14 protein-coding genes and 1 pseudogene are annotated in these 14,967 nt (G+C 72.3%); 9 read left to right on the plus strand and 6 right to left on the minus strand.

The annotated features are described in order from the left end of the window. Positions 1-141: 141 nt before the first annotated feature. Entirely contained in the window at positions 142-1,779 is a 1,638-nt protein-coding gene (locus OHA65_RS22840; protein WP_328763401.1) for a peptidase, read from the plus strand. Positions 1,780-2,075: 296 nt separating this feature from the next. Here OHA65_RS22840 and OHA65_RS22845 read toward each other — a convergent pair. Beyond that, a pseudogene (locus OHA65_RS22845) lies at positions 2,076-2,372 on the minus strand (chorismate mutase); the annotation flags it as partial. Between the two features lie 291 nt (positions 2,373-2,663). Here OHA65_RS22845 and guaA point away from each other — a divergent pair. The 4 genes from guaA to OHA65_RS22865 all read left to right on the plus strand — a co-directional run bounded on the left by guaA (position 2,664) and on the right by OHA65_RS22865 (position 7,064). Beyond that, positions 2,664-4,256, plus strand: a complete 1,593-nt coding sequence (gene guaA, locus OHA65_RS22850; protein WP_327284973.1) for a glutamine-hydrolyzing GMP synthase — start codon at positions 2,664-2,666, stop codon at positions 4,254-4,256. A 126-nt stretch (positions 4,257-4,382) separates the two neighbouring features. After that, positions 4,383-5,138 (plus strand): class II aldolase/adducin family protein, encoded by a 756-nt coding sequence (locus OHA65_RS22855; protein ID WP_327284974.1) that lies wholly within the window; start codon positions 4,383-4,385, stop codon positions 5,136-5,138. A gap of 153 nt (positions 5,139-5,291) precedes the next feature. Beyond that, a complete protein-coding gene (locus OHA65_RS22860; RefSeq protein ID WP_371644553.1) occupies positions 5,292-6,542 on the plus strand; it encodes a hypothetical protein in 1,251 nt (416 codons plus the stop codon). Positions 6,543-6,560: 18 nt separating this feature from the next. Beyond that, positions 6,561-7,064, plus strand: coding sequence for a DoxX family protein (locus OHA65_RS22865; RefSeq protein WP_327284976.1), 504 nt, complete (start codon positions 6,561-6,563; stop codon positions 7,062-7,064). Here OHA65_RS22865 and OHA65_RS22870 read toward each other — a convergent pair. Beyond that, positions 7,010-7,234, minus strand: a complete 225-nt coding sequence (locus OHA65_RS22870; protein ID WP_327284977.1) for a hypothetical protein — start codon at positions 7,232-7,234, stop codon at positions 7,010-7,012. The two genes, OHA65_RS22865 and OHA65_RS22870, sit on opposite strands and share 55 nt — an antisense overlap. Then, on the minus strand, positions 7,221-8,588 hold the full coding sequence (locus OHA65_RS22875; RefSeq protein ID WP_327284978.1) for a PspC domain-containing protein: 1,368 nt from the start codon (positions 8,586-8,588) through the stop codon (positions 7,221-7,223). The genes OHA65_RS22870 and OHA65_RS22875 overlap by 14 nt, the downstream gene beginning before the upstream one ends. A 131-nt stretch (positions 8,589-8,719) precedes the next feature. On the opposite strand from OHA65_RS22875, the gene OHA65_RS22880 reads away from it, so the two are divergent. The 3 genes from OHA65_RS22880 to OHA65_RS22890 all read left to right on the plus strand — a co-directional run bounded on the left by OHA65_RS22880 (position 8,720) and on the right by OHA65_RS22890 (position 11,912). Next, a complete protein-coding gene (locus tag OHA65_RS22880) occupies positions 8,720-10,015 on the plus strand; it encodes a PspC domain-containing protein (RefSeq protein WP_327284979.1) in 1,296 nt (431 codons plus the stop codon). Further along, positions 10,012-10,704, plus strand: coding sequence for a response regulator transcription factor (locus tag OHA65_RS22885; RefSeq protein ID WP_327284980.1), 693 nt, complete (start codon positions 10,012-10,014; stop codon positions 10,702-10,704). Before OHA65_RS22880 ends, OHA65_RS22885 begins: the two co-directional genes overlap by 4 nt. Before the next feature lie 95 nt (positions 10,705-10,799). Further along, positions 10,800-11,912: an alpha/beta hydrolase-fold protein gene (locus OHA65_RS22890; protein ID WP_327284981.1), complete on the plus strand. Its 1,113-nt coding sequence runs from the start codon at positions 10,800-10,802 to the stop codon at positions 11,910-11,912. A gap of 39 nt (positions 11,913-11,951) precedes the next feature. Here the strand turns inward: OHA65_RS22890 and OHA65_RS22895 are convergent, their stop codons facing one another. From OHA65_RS22895 to OHA65_RS22905, 3 genes are all read right to left on the minus strand, one after another. Next, entirely contained in the window at positions 11,952-13,019 is a 1,068-nt protein-coding gene (locus OHA65_RS22895; RefSeq protein WP_327284982.1) for an NlpC/P60 family protein, read from the minus strand. Positions 13,020-13,156: 137 nt separating this feature from the next. Next, entirely contained in the window at positions 13,157-13,510 is a 354-nt protein-coding gene (locus OHA65_RS22900; protein WP_327284983.1) for a hypothetical protein, read from the minus strand. 26 nt (positions 13,511-13,536) lie between these two features. Continuing rightward, positions 13,537-14,442, minus strand: coding sequence for an alpha/beta fold hydrolase (locus OHA65_RS22905; protein ID WP_405762348.1), 906 nt, complete (start codon positions 14,440-14,442; stop codon positions 13,537-13,539). A 131-nt stretch (positions 14,443-14,573) separates the two neighbouring features. On the opposite strand from OHA65_RS22905, the gene OHA65_RS22910 reads away from it, so the two are divergent. Beyond that, positions 14,574-14,876 carry a helix-turn-helix domain-containing protein gene (locus OHA65_RS22910; RefSeq protein WP_327284985.1) on the plus strand — a complete coding sequence of 101 codons (303 nt, stop codon included), beginning with the start codon at positions 14,574-14,576 and terminating at the stop codon, positions 14,874-14,876. The last annotated feature ends 91 nt before the right edge of the window (positions 14,877-14,967 follow it).

Raw genomic sequence — 14,967 nt, forward strand, 5'->3', positions numbered from 1 at the left:
CGCCGTGCACCTAAGTGACAGGTGATCAGTCCGGATGGTTGCATGTGATGCCCGTCACCCTTCGAAGAGGGCAACTGTGGCCCGGCCTCGGCGGTCTCGATCTTCATGGACAAGCGCATCTCCCTTTTGGCGGCTACGGGGTTGGCGACACTGAGCCTCGGCGCGGCCGCCCCCGCGCTCGCCGCGGAACCCGCCTTCCCGCTCAGCGGGCCCTCCGCCCAGGTGCTCCAGCCCTCCCCGGACTCGGGCGCCTCGAAGGAGCGGAGCCTCCGCTACGACCTGAACTACGTGGGCCCCGGAAACGGCTTCCCCGGCGAGTTCACCGTCACCGTCGACCTGACCAAGGTCGCCGGGTTGGCATCCGTCCGACTCGATCCGGCCAAGCCCAGGCCGCACTGCACGACGAGCGCCACCGCGATCGTCTGCAAGCAGCAGGGCCTTTCCGTCGGGCCCGGCAACAGCTTCGACCTGCTCGTCTCCGCCGCCCAGGGCAGCAAGAACGGTGGGAGCGGCGAGATCGCGGTCAAGGCCGCGGTGGCCGGGGCGACCGTCACGCCCGTCACCACCAAGGTCACCGTCGGCGGCCCCGACCTGCACATGGGGGAACTGAAGCCCAAGGCGGAGGTGACCGCCGGCGAGCAGCAGGACCTGCCGCTCGCCTTCGCGAACCGGGGCACCCTGCCCGCCAAGTCGGTGGCGCTGGAGCTGGACGCCACGGCCGGCCTGGCGCCGGCGGAGACCTACGACAACTGCAGCAGCCAGGACCACGGCAGCATGGGCGCCACCACGGTGTGCCTCGTCGAGGGCGAGTTCCTGCCGGGTGAGTCGTACCAGCTGTCGCCGGACTCCCCGCTGCACCTCAAGACGACCGAGCGGGCCTACCGCGACTCGCTGCGGTACGGGGTCGTGCCCGACCCGGCGCCGCGCAAGGACGCGCCGGCGGCCAAGGCGGCCACCGGCAAGAAGCTGATGCTGGTCAAGGCGTCGGCGGCCGTGCCGGTCTCGGACTCCCACCTGGACCCGGCGGCCGTGAGCGGGACCGGGGACACCGACCTGAACCCGGGCGACAACGGGCGCTCGTTCGACTTCACCGCCAAGGGCACCACGGCCGATTTCGAGGCGGTCACCGCCTCGCCCGCCGGCAAGGTCGGCGACACGGTCGTGGCCGACCTCGGCTTCCGCAACAAGGGCCCGGCCGTGATCAACTACGTGCGGTCCGGTGAGAGCGCGGCCCGCACCGACATCGTGATGCCGGCCGGCGTGCAGGTCACGGACGCGCCCGCGAACTGCCGCGCGGTCAACGCCGACGGCAGCGCCCGTACGGAGCGCCTGGGTGCGCCGCGCTACTTCTGCGACGGCGGGACCTTCGCGGACGTCCACGAGCCGTACACCCACAAGTTCGTCATGAAGATCGAGAAGGCGGTCGCGAACGCCAAGGGATCGGTCACCGTCGGCGAGCCGGCCGCGGCCGGCACCAAGCTGCACGCCGTCGACCCGGTCGCGGGCAACAACACGGCCGCGTTCGTGGTCGACGTCAAGGCCGGCGCGAGCGCGAGCCCGTCCACCTCGGCCTCCACCTCCCCGTCCCCGTCCGCCTCGGTCTCGGCGTCGGTGTCGGCGAGCGCGTCCTCGTCCGTCTCCGCCGCCGGCGGCACGGGCGGCAACCTGGCCTCGACCGGCAGCTCCGTCGGCCCGATCGCGCTGGGCGCGCTGGGCGCCGTGGTCGTCGGCGGTGCGCTGTACGTGGGGGCGCGCCGCCGCTCCGGCAAGCACGCGTAGCCCGAAGGAACGCGGAACGGCCGGCCGGGGGCGTCCCCCCGGCCGGCCGTCCTTTTCCCGGGGTGACCGGGCTGCTGTCCCCTGCCGTCCGGTCACACGAAGGAGCGAGGTCCCACGACGCACGTTCCGGAGGGCCGTACGTCTCATCGCTCCGGCGGAGCCACGCGTGGTGCTGCGGTCCCGCGCCTGGCTGACGCGGCCATCCACACCAACGAAGACCGCCGGGGCCGGTCACGGGTCCGGACGAGTGACGAACGGGCGTCAGACCGGCGGCCGGGCAGGCGGCGCCGGACGCCTCAGACGCGGCCGCGGCACAGCTCCAGCAGGGTCATGGCGAGCGTGGTCCCCGGCTTCCCGAGGGCGTCGTTCCAGTGCGCGAGCACCTCCATCTCGCGCGAGAGGTGCACCCGGCGGCCGCCCGAGGCGATCCGGGCCTCCTGGATGACGGCCGACACGGCCATCCGTTCCTGGATCAGGCCGATGATCCGGTCGTCGATGGCGTCGATGCGCTCGCGGGACTCGGCGATCAGCTGCGCGGGGGTGGTCGTCACGGTCATGTTCTTACTCCTGTGGGTCTTGCCGGCAGGAGCGGAAACGCCAGAGCGCCCCGGTCCTGTCGGACCGGGGCGCTCTGGGAAGTCAGTGGCTCAAGCGAGCATCACACGGACCCATGGCGACCGGACCGGCCGGTGCCATAGGTAAAGAGGAAGCTCAGCTGCTTGCGCACGGTGTGGATTATTGCCTCCCGCCCCCGTCCCGGCCAACCGGGTTCGGATCGTGAGACGGTCGGGGTGACGCGGGCCTCGGATGGTGCGACAAACCCGCCGCCGGCGCCACCGGTAGAATCGACAAAACAGCCACCTCTTCCGCCGGAAGGCCGCCCCGTGCCAGAAGCACCCTCCGCCGCCCACGACAGCGCCCCGGACACGGTTCTCGTCGTCGACTTCGGCGCCCAGTACGCCCAGCTCATCGCCCGCCGCGTCCGCGAGGCCCGGGTCTACAGCGAGATCGTGCCCAGCACGATGCCCGTGGCCGAGATGCTGGCCAAGAACCCCAAGGCGATCATCCTCTCCGGCGGCCCGTCCTCCGTCTACGAAGAGGGCGCCCCGCGCCTGGACGACGGCCTGGCCCTGTTCGAGTCCGGCGTCCCCGTCTTCGGCATGTGCTACGGCTTCCAGCTGATGGCGACCACCCTGGGTGGCACCGTCGACAACACCGGCGCCCGCGAGTACGGCCGTACGCCGCTCGCCGTCTCCAAGGCCGGCTCCACGCTCTTCGAGGGCACCCCCGAGAACCAGTCGGTGTGGATGTCCCACGGCGACGCCTGCTCCGCCGCTCCCGAGGGCTTCACCGTCACCGCGTCGACGAACGTCGTCCCGGTCGCGGCCTTCGAGAACGACGAGAAGAAGCTCTACGGCGTGCAGTACCACCCCGAGGTGATGCACTCCACGCACGGCCAGCTGGTGCTGGAGCACTTCCTCTACCGCGGCGCCGGCCTGGAGCCCACCTGGACCACCGGCAACATCGTCGAGGAGCAGGTCGCGGCCATCCGCGAGCAGGTCGGCGACAAGCGCGCCATCTGCGGCCTCTCCGGCGGCGTGGACTCCGCGGTCGCCGCGGCCCTCGTCCAGAAGGCCATCGGCTCCCAGCTGACCTGCGTGTACGTCGACCACGGCCTGATGCGCAAGGGCGAGACCGAGCAGGTCGAGAAGGACTTCGTCGCCGCCACCGGCGTACAGCTGAAGGTCGTCGACGCGCAGGAGCGCTTCCTGACCGCGCTCGCCGGCGTCTCCGACCCGGAGACCAAGCGGAAGATCATCGGTCGCGAGTTCATCCGCGTCTTCGAGCAGGCCCAGCTGGAGATCCTCCAGGAGGACGGCCCCGCGGTGGCCTTCCTGGTCCAGGGCACCCTGTACCCGGACGTCGTCGAGTCCGGCGGCGGCACCGGCACCGCCAACATCAAGTCCCACCACAACGTCGGCGGCCTCCCCGACGACATCGAGTTCGAGCTCGTCGAGCCGCTGCGCCAGCTGTTCAAGGACGAGGTCCGGATGGTCGGCCAGGAGCTCGGCCTGCCGGACGAGATCGTCCAGCGCCAGCCCTTCCCGGGCCCCGGCCTCGGCATCCGCATCGTCGGCGAGGTCACCAAGGAGCGCCTGGACCTGCTCCGCGAGGCCGACGCCATCGCCCGCCACGAGCTGACCGCGGCCGGCCTGGACCGCGAGATCTGGCAGTGCCCGGTCGTCCTGCTCGCGGACGTCCGCAGCGTCGGCGTCCAGGGCGACGGCCGCACCTACGGTCACCCGATCGTGCTGCGCCCCGTCTCCTCCGAGGACGCCATGACCGCGGACTGGACGCGCATGCCGTACGAGGTGCTCGCGCGGATCTCCACCCGCATCACCAACGAGGTGCCCGACGTGAACCGCGTCGTCCTCGACTGCACGAGCAAGCCCCCGGGCACCATCGAGTGGGAGTAGTCCCCACCCGCAGCCCGTGACGAAGCCGCCGTTCCCCCCGGGGAGCGGCGGCTTCGCCGTCGGTATGGCCAGTTTCGGGAGCCGCCGGTACCTTGCGCCGCGAGCCGAGCCGTCGAAGGAGCGCCCATGGCCGAGCAGCCCGTACCCGTACCCGTGGACCGGCTGCGGTTCCCGATGCCACCCGTGCACACCGACCCGGACGTGGAGCGCGCCCACCGCAAGGGACGCCTCGCCGGAGCGCTGCGGCTGTTCGGGCGGCTCGGGTACGAGGAGGGCGTCGCCGGGCACGCCAGCACGCGCGACCCCGAGTTCCGGGACTGCTACTGGACCAACCCCTTCGGCCAGGCCCTGTCCGCACTCACCGCCGACGACCTGCTGCTCGTCGACGGCGACGGGCGCGTCCTCCAGGGCGACCGGCGCGTCAACGAACTGGCCTTCGCCGTGCACGCCGCCGTGCACCGGGCCCGCCCCGATGCGGTCGCGGTGGTGCACACGCACGCCCCGTACGGCAGGGCGCTGGCAGCGCTCGGCGAACTGCTCGCCCCGATCACCGAGGAGGCCTGTGCCTTCTTCGAGGACCACGCGCTCCTGGACGGTTTCGCCGGTCCGGCGGACGCCGACCGGATCGCCCGCGCCCTCGGCCCGTACAAGGCGCTGGTCCTGCGCAACCGCGGGCTGCTGACGGTGGGGAACTCCGTGGACGCGGCGGCCTGGTGGTTCATCGCGGCGGAACGCGCCGCGCAGGTGCAGCTGATCGCCCGGGCCGCCGGGAAGCCGGTACCGATCGAGCACCGTAGCGCGCTCGCCGCGCGGGAGCGTTTCGGCACGGATCTCGCCGCCTGGGTCAGCTACCAGCCCCTGTGGCAGACCGTCGCCCCCTGACGGGACTGGGCCGGGCGGGTGACGTCAACATCATGAACGGTTAATCACCTGCTCTGACATCGTGCGCAATCCGGAGCACTGCCGCAGTGGTGCACAATTCGCTGGCATTGCACCGTAGTTCAGAGAGGCGGCACGCACGTGGCTGTCCAAGAGATGTCCCGAAGCACCCACGGCGGCGCCTGCACCTGTGACGACTGCCCGCACGGCGCCCAGGAGGGGCACCGGCGCGCGGTCGCCGCGTTCACCGAGAAGCGCGACGAGTTCGCCGCCGGCCAGGGGCTGCCGGCCGCGGTGGCCCGGTCCGCCGGAGCCTCCCGGCAGTGGGTCTCCGACGAACTGACCCTGTCCGCCCGCACCGTCGCCGACCGCAGCCGGGAAGCCGGCAACTCCTGGCTGTACCTGTTCTCGCGGCGGGCCGTCCTCGCCGTGTGGATCGCCGCCGGGGTGCTGCTGCTGGTACAGGTCGGCACCGCGCTGGGCACCGGCTGGTCCACGGCGCGCACCGCCGGGCTGCTCGCGGCGGTGGTCCTGGCCGGGCTGCTCACGGTCGCCGCCCGCGCCCAGTCGGTGCGCGGCGGGCTGCTCGCCCCACTGGTCGGGGAGGACAACCGGCTGTCCACCTCGAAGGCGGTTCCGTGCGCGTGGGTGGTGCTGACGGCGTTCGCCGCGCTGCTGCCCGCGCTGCGGCTGGCGGCCTCGTCGCCCGGCCCGGAACGACAGGCCCTGTACGCCGGGCTGGCGCTGGGACGGGCGCTGCCGCTGCTCGCGGTGGTCGCGCTGACCTCGGCCGTCGCGGTGCTGGTACGCCGCGTGGTCACCGTACGGATCATGGGCCAGCGGATGCAGAAGCTGCCGGCGGACCGGCCGCGCGGGGTCGACCTGCTCACGGACGACGCGGGCCGCGGGAGCTTCCCGGACGCGCAGTACATCCTGGTCTCCACGGTGGTGCTGGCCTTCGCAGCGGTGTCGTTGGCCCGGTTCCCGGACCGGCTGCCGCGGCTCCCGTGGGCGCTGGCCATGCTGGTGGCCCTGTCGGCGACGGTGTACCTGGCGGCGAAGTTCGCGGAGGTGACCCGTCCGCTCGTGCTGTCGGTGGTCCGCAGACGGGAGCCCGGCGACCTCGACGCGGCCGTCCGGCCCGGCGACGACATCGAGATCCGCGGCGTGGGCTTCGTGCCGCCGGGGGCGCAGACGCCGGAGATGCTGGCCCGGCTGGTCGTACGCGTCGGGGCGGTCCACGTGCACGTGCCGCTGGTGCCCGTCGCGGGCGGGTTCACCAACCCCTCGGACTCGGTCCTGACCGTGCCGGTCCCGGCGGAAGTGGAACCCGGGCGCGTCGAGGTCCAAGTGGTCACGGCCGCAGGAGTGGAATCCAACCGCTGCACCATCGACGTGGCCGAATGAACGGGGTACACATGGGGCGTGACCCGAACTGACGTCCCTTCCGCCGCCCGGCCCGGACTACGGGAACGGGCCGCCCGCTACGCCCTGCTGCCGCTGCGGATCTTCCTCGGCGTGACCTTCGTCTACGCGGGCCTGGACAAGCTGACCGACTCCGCGTTCCTGTCCGTCTCCGGCCCCGGCTCCATCGGCGAGCTGATGCACGGCGTGCGCGACACCTCCGCGATCCCCGCCCTGGTGGACTGGGCCCTGCTGTCGCCCGTCGGCTTCGCCGTGGTGCTGGCCATCGGTGAGCTCCTGGTCGGCCTGGGCGTCCTGGCCGGCCTGCTGACCCGGATCGCGGCCACCGGCGGAGCGCTGATCTCGCTCAGCCTGTGGCTCACGGTGTCCTGGCAGGTGTCCCCGTACTACTACGGCAACGACCTGATCTACCTGATGGCCTGGATCCCGATGATCCTGGCCGGTGCGCCCTACCTGTCGCTGGACTCGCTGATCCGGTCGCGCCGGTCCCGGCGGACCGCGTAGGTCACCAGCCCCACCAGCGCGGCAAGGCCGAGCCCGCCCATGGTCATCGGGATGACCAGGAACCACGGCAGGTCCGCCTCCCCGGTCGCATCGAGCAGGTACAGCACGCCCGCGGCGACCAAGACCAGGCCGGCCAGCAGCCGCCCGGGCTGGAACTCATGACGCCGCACGGGCCACCTCCACCTGTCCCACACCCGTGTCCAGGTGCAGCTCGATCGTCCCCCCGGCCTCGGTGCCGGCGGACGGCTTCAGCGTCACCTGCTGGGTTTCGCCACCGCTCTTGATGCGTACGTCCTGGCTGGTGTCCCCGGGCATCGCGATGTCGCCCAGCTTGACCGAGACATCGGCCTGCGCCGTGACCTCGCGGGGCAGGATCACCTTGAGCCGGCCCGCCTTCAGGTGGGCGCGTACGGGCAGCGTGCTGCCCTTCGGCACGTCCAGCCGGCTCAGGTCCAGCGTCGCCAGCCCCGTGCCCGCCGTGTACACGGGCTTCACATCGGCCACCGCGGCCGGCCGCCACTCCACGGCCTTCCAGTCGGTGCCGATCTCACGGGGCAGCGCGGAGGCGCCGGCCAGCAGCCCGGCGGTGATCATCGCGAGCAGGATGGTCCCGAAACCGGTGCGGCCCTTGACCGAGCTGAACGCCAGACCCAGACCGAAGACGGCCAGCGCCGAGGCCAGCCCGATCTGCAGCGCGTGCGAGAGGGTGCTGCCCTGCCAGACCGACGCGGTGGCGACGCCCCCGGCCAGCAGGGCCAGGACGAACACCCGGCCGCCGATGCCACCGCGCGGGACCGGCGTGGCAGCGGCCCGCCCGAACTCCGCCGCGACGCGACCGCTCCCGATGTTCCGGGCGGCGTTGGCGTCGGCGGAATCATCCGGCCCCCACAGGTACCCGGTGGTTCCGACGGGGCCGGTGGTGCCGTCCTTGACCAGCGGGTCCCGCCACCACGACGGACTGCCCGGCGCGGGCGGCGCCTGGGTCTCCGGCGGGCCCGGGCGGTGCGTCGCCTGCGGCTCCGCCTCGGGGGCGGCCGTGCTCCGGCGGCGCTGCGACCAGTACGAGGCGCCGCCGAGGGCCAGGACGGCCAGGACGGAGAACACGGCCAGTCCGCCGTTGTCCAGCATCGACAGGAACAGTGCGCAGCCGACCAGGGCCGCGAACACCGCGGCCAGGGTGGCACCCTCGACCCGGCCGGTCAGCAGCTTCTTCGCCTCGCTGTCCTCCTCGCCGTCCACCGGCACCAGCAGCCAGGCGAAGCCGTAGAAGATCAGGCCCACACCGCCGGTGATCGCGAGGACGCCGAGCACGATCCGGAAGATCACCGGATCCAGGTCGAAGTACCGGCCCAAACCGCCGCACACGCCCGCGAGGACCTTGTCGCGCTTGCTGCGGCGCAGCGACGGCCGGTCGGCGGCGCGATCGGTCGCGCGGTCGGCGGGCCGGTCCGCGGTGCGGCCGCCCGGCGGCGGCGGTGCCGCGCCGGCACCGGCCGGAGAGGGCGGGGAGTCGTGCTTGGTCATGGGTCCATGGTGACAACCCGCCGCACCGCGCGGCACCGGGCCCGACCCTGGCACAACCCTGATATCCCCCCGACAGAACTGGGGGGATGCCCTGATGCCGCACGCGCCGCGCGCATGTGACCATCAGTGACATGCCCGTCTCCGCCGCCCCCCGCCCCCCGCACACGGCAGATGCCGACGAACCGGTCCAGCGCAGGCTCTACCGCAGCGCCGACGGTCGGATGCTCGGCGGTGTAGCGCGCGGTCTCGCCGGGCACCTCGGGCTGCCCGTCGTCTGGGTCCGGCTCGCCTTCCTCGGCCTGTTCATGTGGGGCGACGGACTGGGCGTCCTGCTGTACGCCGCGTTCTGGGTCTTCGTACCGCTGGGGGTCGGCGGCCGCACCGGCCACCGCTCCTTCTTCGAGACCCTCTCCGACGGCACCCGCCGCCTGCGCAAACCCGACAAGGGGCAGATCACCGCGCTCATCGCCCTGTGCATCGGCGCCGGGATCTTCATCTCCAAGGTCCAGCTCGGCGGCACCTCCGGCCGGTACGTGTGGCCGACGCTGCTGGTCGGCGCCGGCGTGGTCCTCGTCTGGCGGCAGGCCGACAACGCCCGCCGCGCCCACTGGGGCGCGGCCGCCGGGCGCAATGCCCGCCTGCTCCAGCTGGCCCGCGGGTTCGCCGGGGTCGCGCTGGTCGGGGTTGGCCTGACCGTCTTCATCGTCGTACGCGGCTCCGCGGCGCAGCTCGGCAACGTACTGACCGCGGCCCTCGCCGTCCTCGTCGGCATAGCCCTGTTGGCCGGACCCTGGCTGATCCGGATGACCCAGGACCTCTCCGAGGAACGCCTGATGCGCATCCGCGCCCAGGAGCGCGCCGAGGTCGCCGCCCACGTACACGACTCGGTGCTGCACACCCTCACCCTGATCCAGCGCAACGCGGAGGACGTCGGCGAGGTGCGCCGCCTCGCCCGGGCGCAGGAGCGGGAGCTGCGGAACTGGCTGTACAAGCCAGAAGGCACCGGCAAGGACGAGGCGGAGGAACCCACCACCCTCGCGGAGGCCGTCAAGAAGACGGCGGCCGAGGTGGAGGACCACCACGGCGTCCCGATCGAGGTCGTCGTGGTCGGCGACTGCCCGCTCGACGAGAAGCTGGCCGCACAGATGCAGGCCGCGCGCGAGGCGATGGTCAACGCCGCCAAGTACGGTGGCGAGGGCGGGCCGGTGCAGGTGTACGCCGAGGTGGAGGGGCAACAGGTGTTCGTTTCCGTACGGGACCGGGGGCCGGGCTTCGACATCGACGCGGTACCGGACGACCGCATGGGCGTACGAGAATCGATCATCGGCCGGATGCAGCGCAACGGCGGGACCGCACGGCTGCGGTCCGCGCCCGACGGCGGCACGGAAGTCGAGCTGGAGATGGAGAGGGCGGCGAACGCAGCATGACCGAAGAGACCGGCATCGGGGCAGTGGCCAGGCACGTTCGGGTGGTGCTCGTCGACGACCACCGGATGTTCCGTACGGGCGTGCAGGCCGAGATCGGCGAGACCGCCCGGACCGGGGTCGAAGTCGTCGGCGAGGCGGCCGATGTCGACCAGGCCGTCACCGTCATCACCGCCACCCGGCCCGAGGTGGTCCTGCTCGACGTGCACCTGCCCGGTGGCGGCGGTGTCGAGGTGCTGCGGCGCTGCGCCCCGCTGATGGCGGCGGCCGAGGACCAGGTGAGGTTCCTGGCCCTGTCGGTGTCGGACGCCGCCGAGGACGTCATCGGGGTCATCCGGGGCGGCGCGCGCGGGTACGTCACCAAGACCATCACCGGGACCGACCTGGTGGACTCGATCTTCCGGGTGCAGGAGGGGGACGCGGTGTTCTCGCCGCGGCTCGCGGGCTTCGTGCTCGACGCCTTCGCCTCGACGGACGCACCGCCGGTCGACGAGGACCTGGACCGCCTCACGCAGCGCGAGCGCGAGGTGCTGCGGCTGATCGCGCGCGGGTACGCGTACAAGGAGATCGCCAAGCAGCTCTTCATCTCGGTCAAGACCGTCGAATCGCACGTCTCGGCGGTGCTCCGCAAGCTCCAGCTCTCCAACCGTCACGAGCTGACCCGCTGGGCGACGGCGCGCCGCCTGGTCTGATCCCGGGCCGGGACGCCCGGACCTTTGGCCTGTGATTTACGCCGCAGCCACCGGCGGGAACCCGCGCGTACGACGCGGCCCTCTTGGGTTGCGTGATGAGCTTGACCGGGATTCCCCTTTTCGCGACGGCGATCGTCCTTACGGCGATCGCCGTCGTCCTGCCGCTGGTCGTGTGGAGCAAGGTGCGCGGCCCCGCCGTCGTACGGGTGTCGACCCGGGCCGTGATGCTGCTGTTCGCCCAGGTCACCGCCGTGGCCCTGGTGTTCATCGCGGTGAACCGGCAGGAGACCTTCTACAACTCCTGGGGCGATCTGCTCGGCACCGGCAAGTACGTCACCGCCGCCCCCGACCTCGGCCCGGACGGGCTCGGCGGCAAGAAGGCCGCGGAGGTCAAGGCCGAGCCGAAGGTGCACCAGGAGTTCCAGCCGGTCGAGGGCCTCGGCGGCCGGGTCAAGAAGACCGAGCTCGACGGCAAGATCTCCGGGGTCAAGGGCGACGTCATGGTGTGGCTGCCGCCGCAGTACGACGACCCGGCGTTCAAGGACAAGAAGTTCCCGGTGGTGGAGCTGATCCCCGGCATACCCGGGACGGGCAAGTCCTGGTTCCAGGGGCTCAAGGCGGCCGAGGTGCTGGAGCCGCTGATGAAGAGCGGCAAGGTGCAGCCGTTCATCCTGGTCTCGCCGCGCGCGATGCTGCTGGGCAACGGCGACACCGGCTGCGCGAACATCCCCGGCAAGGTCAACGCCGACAGCTGGTTCAGCGTCGACGTCCGCAAGATGGTCACCGACAACTTCCGGGCGTCGGACGAGGCCCGCACCTGGGGCGTCGCCGGGTACTCGGCGGGTGCGTACTGCGCCGCGAAGCTGGCGATCCTGCACCCCGACCGCTACAGCGCGGCCGTCTCCCTGTCCGGATACAACGACCCGGGCCAGGAGCCCACCTCGCTCGTCGCCCAGGACCCGGAGATGCGGCGCACCCACAACCTGAAGGCCCTGCTCAAGGCCGCGCCCGCGCCGCCGGCGGTGTCGCTGTGGATGTCGGGCGCCGAGCAGGACGGCTACCTGTCCGGCACGGACCTCAAGGGGATCGCGCAGAACCCCACCGCGGTGCACGCGGAGAAGGTCACCGGCGGCCACAACCTCGACTCGTGGTCGAAGCAGATCCCGCAGACCTTCGGCTGGCTGAGCACGCAGGTCAAGGCGCCGTAGGCCCGTCACGCCACCCGGCCCGTCACGCCACCCGGCCCGTCACGCCGGGCGGGAAGCGCCGGCCCAGGGCATGGAGTCGACGGGGGCCACCCGGACCGTGGACCCGGGCCGCGGGGCGTGGATCATCTGGCCGTTGCCGATGTAGAGGCCGACGTGGGTCACCCCGGAGTAGAAGAACACCAGGTCGCCGGGGGCCAGCTGGTCGCGGGAGACGCGCTGTCCCGCGTTGATCTGGGTGTAGGTGGTGCGGGGGAGGGAGACCCCGGCCGAGCGCCAGGCAGCCTGGGTCAGGCCGGAGCAGTCGAACGAGCCCGGTCCGGTCGCGCCCCAGACGTACGGTTTGCCGATCGCCCCGTACGCGAAGGCGACCGCACGGGCGGCGCGCGAGCCGTCCGAAGCCGGCGGGGCCGTGGTGCCCGGCCCGGCCGGGGCCGCACCCGCGGCGGACCCGGTCCCCCCGGCGGATCCGGCACCTGCGGCCTCGTAGGCGGCGCGCTCCTCGGCGGTGAGCTTGGCCAGCAGCTGCTTGGCGGTGCTGAGCTTGCCCTCGATGGTGGTCTTGGCCGCCGCGAGTTCGCCCTCGCGGGCGCGCAGGTCGGCGAGCCGGCCGGCGGCCCGCTCCTTGAGCTGTCCGACCTCGTCCAGTTGGTGCCGCACGGAGGAGATCTCGGCGGCGCTGCGGTCGCCGGTGCGGGTGAGGAACGAGGCCCGGGCCAGGTAGTCCTGCGGGTCCGCGGCCAGGGCCAGCTGCATGGCGGGTCCCAGGCCGCCGCTGCGGTACTGGCCGGCGGCCAGGGAGCCGAGCGCCCGGCGGGCGGTGTTGAGCCGGTCGGTCTTGCGGGCGGTCTCGTCGCGCAGGCCGTCGAGCGCGCGCTCGGCCTCGTCGGCCTTCTCCTTCGCCCCGTTGTACCGCTCGGTCGCCTCCTCGGCCTGCTCGTAGAGCCGGTCCACTTCCGCCTTCACCTGGGAGGGCGTCTGCTGGGGGTCGGCCTGCGAGGTGCCTTCGAAGGCGGTGGCGGTGGCAGCGCCCGCCAGGGCGAGCGTGGCGGCGGTGCGTACGGTGCCGCGGGAGAGCGGGCGCTGCCTGGGCTTTCGGTGACTGGCCACGAGGGCCTCACGTCCTTCCTCGCTCGGGAGCTCGGTGCTTGGAGGAGGACGCTAGACCGGGAGGTAACAGTCGGATGACGAGATGACCGCAAGTGTTCCGACCCGACCGGATGTGGCGGTTCCGGGTCGGTGCCGGGTCAGTGCCAGAGGACGGCGATGAAGATATTGACCACGGTCAGTCCGCCGACCGCGCCGAACAGAGCCTTGTCCACGTGTTCCTCGTCCCGCTTCACGTAGACGAGCGCGAGGATCACGAAGAGCACGGCGAGCTTCACGCCGATCTTGATGTTGTTGACGCTGCCGCCGTCCATCTCGCGGAAGCCGACCAGCAGGACGCCGGTGACGAGCATCGTCAGCGCACCGTGCAGCATCGCGGGCACGAAGCGGGCGGTGCCGGCGCTCATCGCCTTCATCTGGGTCAGGAAGCCGCCCAGGAGGGAGGCGATACCGATGATGTGCAGGCCCACGAAGACACTGATGAGTACGTCCATGGGGGCGAGCGTACGGGGGCTCCCGGTCAGCCCAGGAAGCGGGTCAGCTCCTCGACGACCACCTCCGGGCGCTCCTCCGGCAGGTAGTGCCCGCTGCCGTCGACGCGCACCACGCGGGTGTCGGTGCCCAGGGCCGGGACGGCGGCGACGAGGCTCTCGTAGTTGCTGTACTCGCCGCCGAGGGCCAGGATCGGCGCGGTCACCGGGGCGTACGTGGCCAGGTCGGCGATGTCCCGGGTGAAGGTCCGGTACCAGTCGTTGGCGGCGCGTACGGCCTCCGGCGCGTCGTAGGCGCGGGCGTACACCTCGCGGGCGTGCGCGTCGACCGAGGCGGGGTCGGCGGTGGCGTTCTCGAACAGCCAGTCCAGCAGGAGGTGGAAGCGGCCGGCGAGCAGCTGCTCGGGGAGCCCGTGGACCTGGTTGAAGGCGAACCACCACTTGTGGCGCTGCCCCTGCTGGGGGAGCAGGGCCATCCGGGCCCAGCTCTCCTCGGGGTGGGACACGTCCAGGAGGGCGATCTTCCGGGTCGCCCCGGGGTGGTTGGCGGCGTACGCGTAGGCCACCATCGCGCCGATGTCGTGGCCGACGAGGTGCGCGGAGTCGATGCCGAGCCGGCCGAGCAGCGCGTGGACGTCGTGGGCCAGGGTCTTCTTGTCGTAGCCGGCCGCGGGCTTGGCGGAGCCGCCCATGCCGCGCAGGTCGACGGCGATCACGCGGTAGCGGGCGGCCAGGGCGGGCAGCACCTTGCGCCACTGCCACCAGGTCTGCGGCCACCCGCCGAGCAGGACGAGCGGCTCGCCGCTGCCGCCCTGGACATAGTGCAGCCGGGTGCCGTCGACGTCGGCGTGGTGGCTGGTGAAGCCGCCGTCGAGGGAGGCGGCGAGGGTGGCGTCGTCGAAGGGGAAGGCCTGGGGAGCGGCGGTGCTGGGCACGGGGTGTCCTCACGGGGCGGGGGCGATGGGGCCCGACCGTACGAAGAATTCGAACGGTCAGGCAGTGTCGACTGTACGAGATCTTCGAATGGTCAGGCAAGGTCCGTACGAGATCTGCGTACAGTGAGGGCATGGCTGCCGCTGCTGAGCTGACCCACCCCTGCGCCGAGCACCTCGAACTCGCCGAGGTGCTCGCGGCCCTCGGCCACCCCGTCCGGCTGGAGATCGTCCGCAGGCTCGCCTCCGGCGCGGAGGCCTTCTGCGGCGAAGTGGTGCCCGACCTGCCCAGGTCGAGCGTCACCCACCACCTCAAGACGCTCCGCGAAGGCGGTGTGATCTGCCAGCGCCCGCAGGGCCGCAAGCTCTACCTCACGCTGCGCCGGGACGACCTGGAGCTGCGCTTCCCCGGCCTGCTGGAACTCGTCCTGCGGTGAGCCCGGGGTGAGGGGAGCCACAGGGGCGGGAGCAGCCGATTTTCCGCGGCCGGGGCCGGGTGTCCGTCCCGCCCCCTAGACTCGGAAAGCG

The sequence above is a fragment of the Streptomyces sp. NBC_00045 genome, from assembly GCF_045041095.1.
Classification (GTDB): Bacteria; Actinomycetota; Actinomycetes; order Streptomycetales; family Streptomycetaceae; genus Streptomyces.

What these genes read in the sequence shown, in the direction of transcription:
- OHA65_RS22855 (WP_327284974.1), top strand. Translation starts at nt 4,383, where the DNA reads ATGGCCGAGCAGCCCGTACCCGTACCCGTGGACCGGCTGCGGTTCCCG.
- OHA65_RS22885 (WP_327284980.1), top strand. Translation starts at nt 10,012, where the DNA reads ATGACCGAAGAGACCGGCATCGGGGCAGTGGCCAGGCACGTTCGGGTG.
- OHA65_RS22860 (WP_371644553.1), top strand. Translation starts at nt 5,292, where the DNA reads ATGTCCCGAAGCACCCACGGCGGCGCCTGCACCTGTGACGACTGCCCG.
- OHA65_RS22910 (WP_327284985.1), top strand. Translation starts at nt 14,574, where the DNA reads ATGGCTGCCGCTGCTGAGCTGACCCACCCCTGCGCCGAGCACCTCGAA.
- OHA65_RS22890 (WP_327284981.1), top strand. Translation starts at nt 10,800, where the DNA reads ATGAGCTTGACCGGGATTCCCCTTTTCGCGACGGCGATCGTCCTTACG.
- OHA65_RS22875 (WP_327284978.1), bottom strand. Translation starts at nt 8,588, where the DNA reads ATGACCAAGCACGACTCCCCGCCCTCTCCGGCCGGTGCCGGCGCGGCA.
- OHA65_RS22880 (WP_327284979.1), top strand. Translation starts at nt 8,720, where the DNA reads ATGCCCGTCTCCGCCGCCCCCCGCCCCCCGCACACGGCAGATGCCGAC.
- OHA65_RS22900 (WP_327284983.1), bottom strand. Translation starts at nt 13,510, where the DNA reads ATGGACGTACTCATCAGTGTCTTCGTGGGCCTGCACATCATCGGTATC.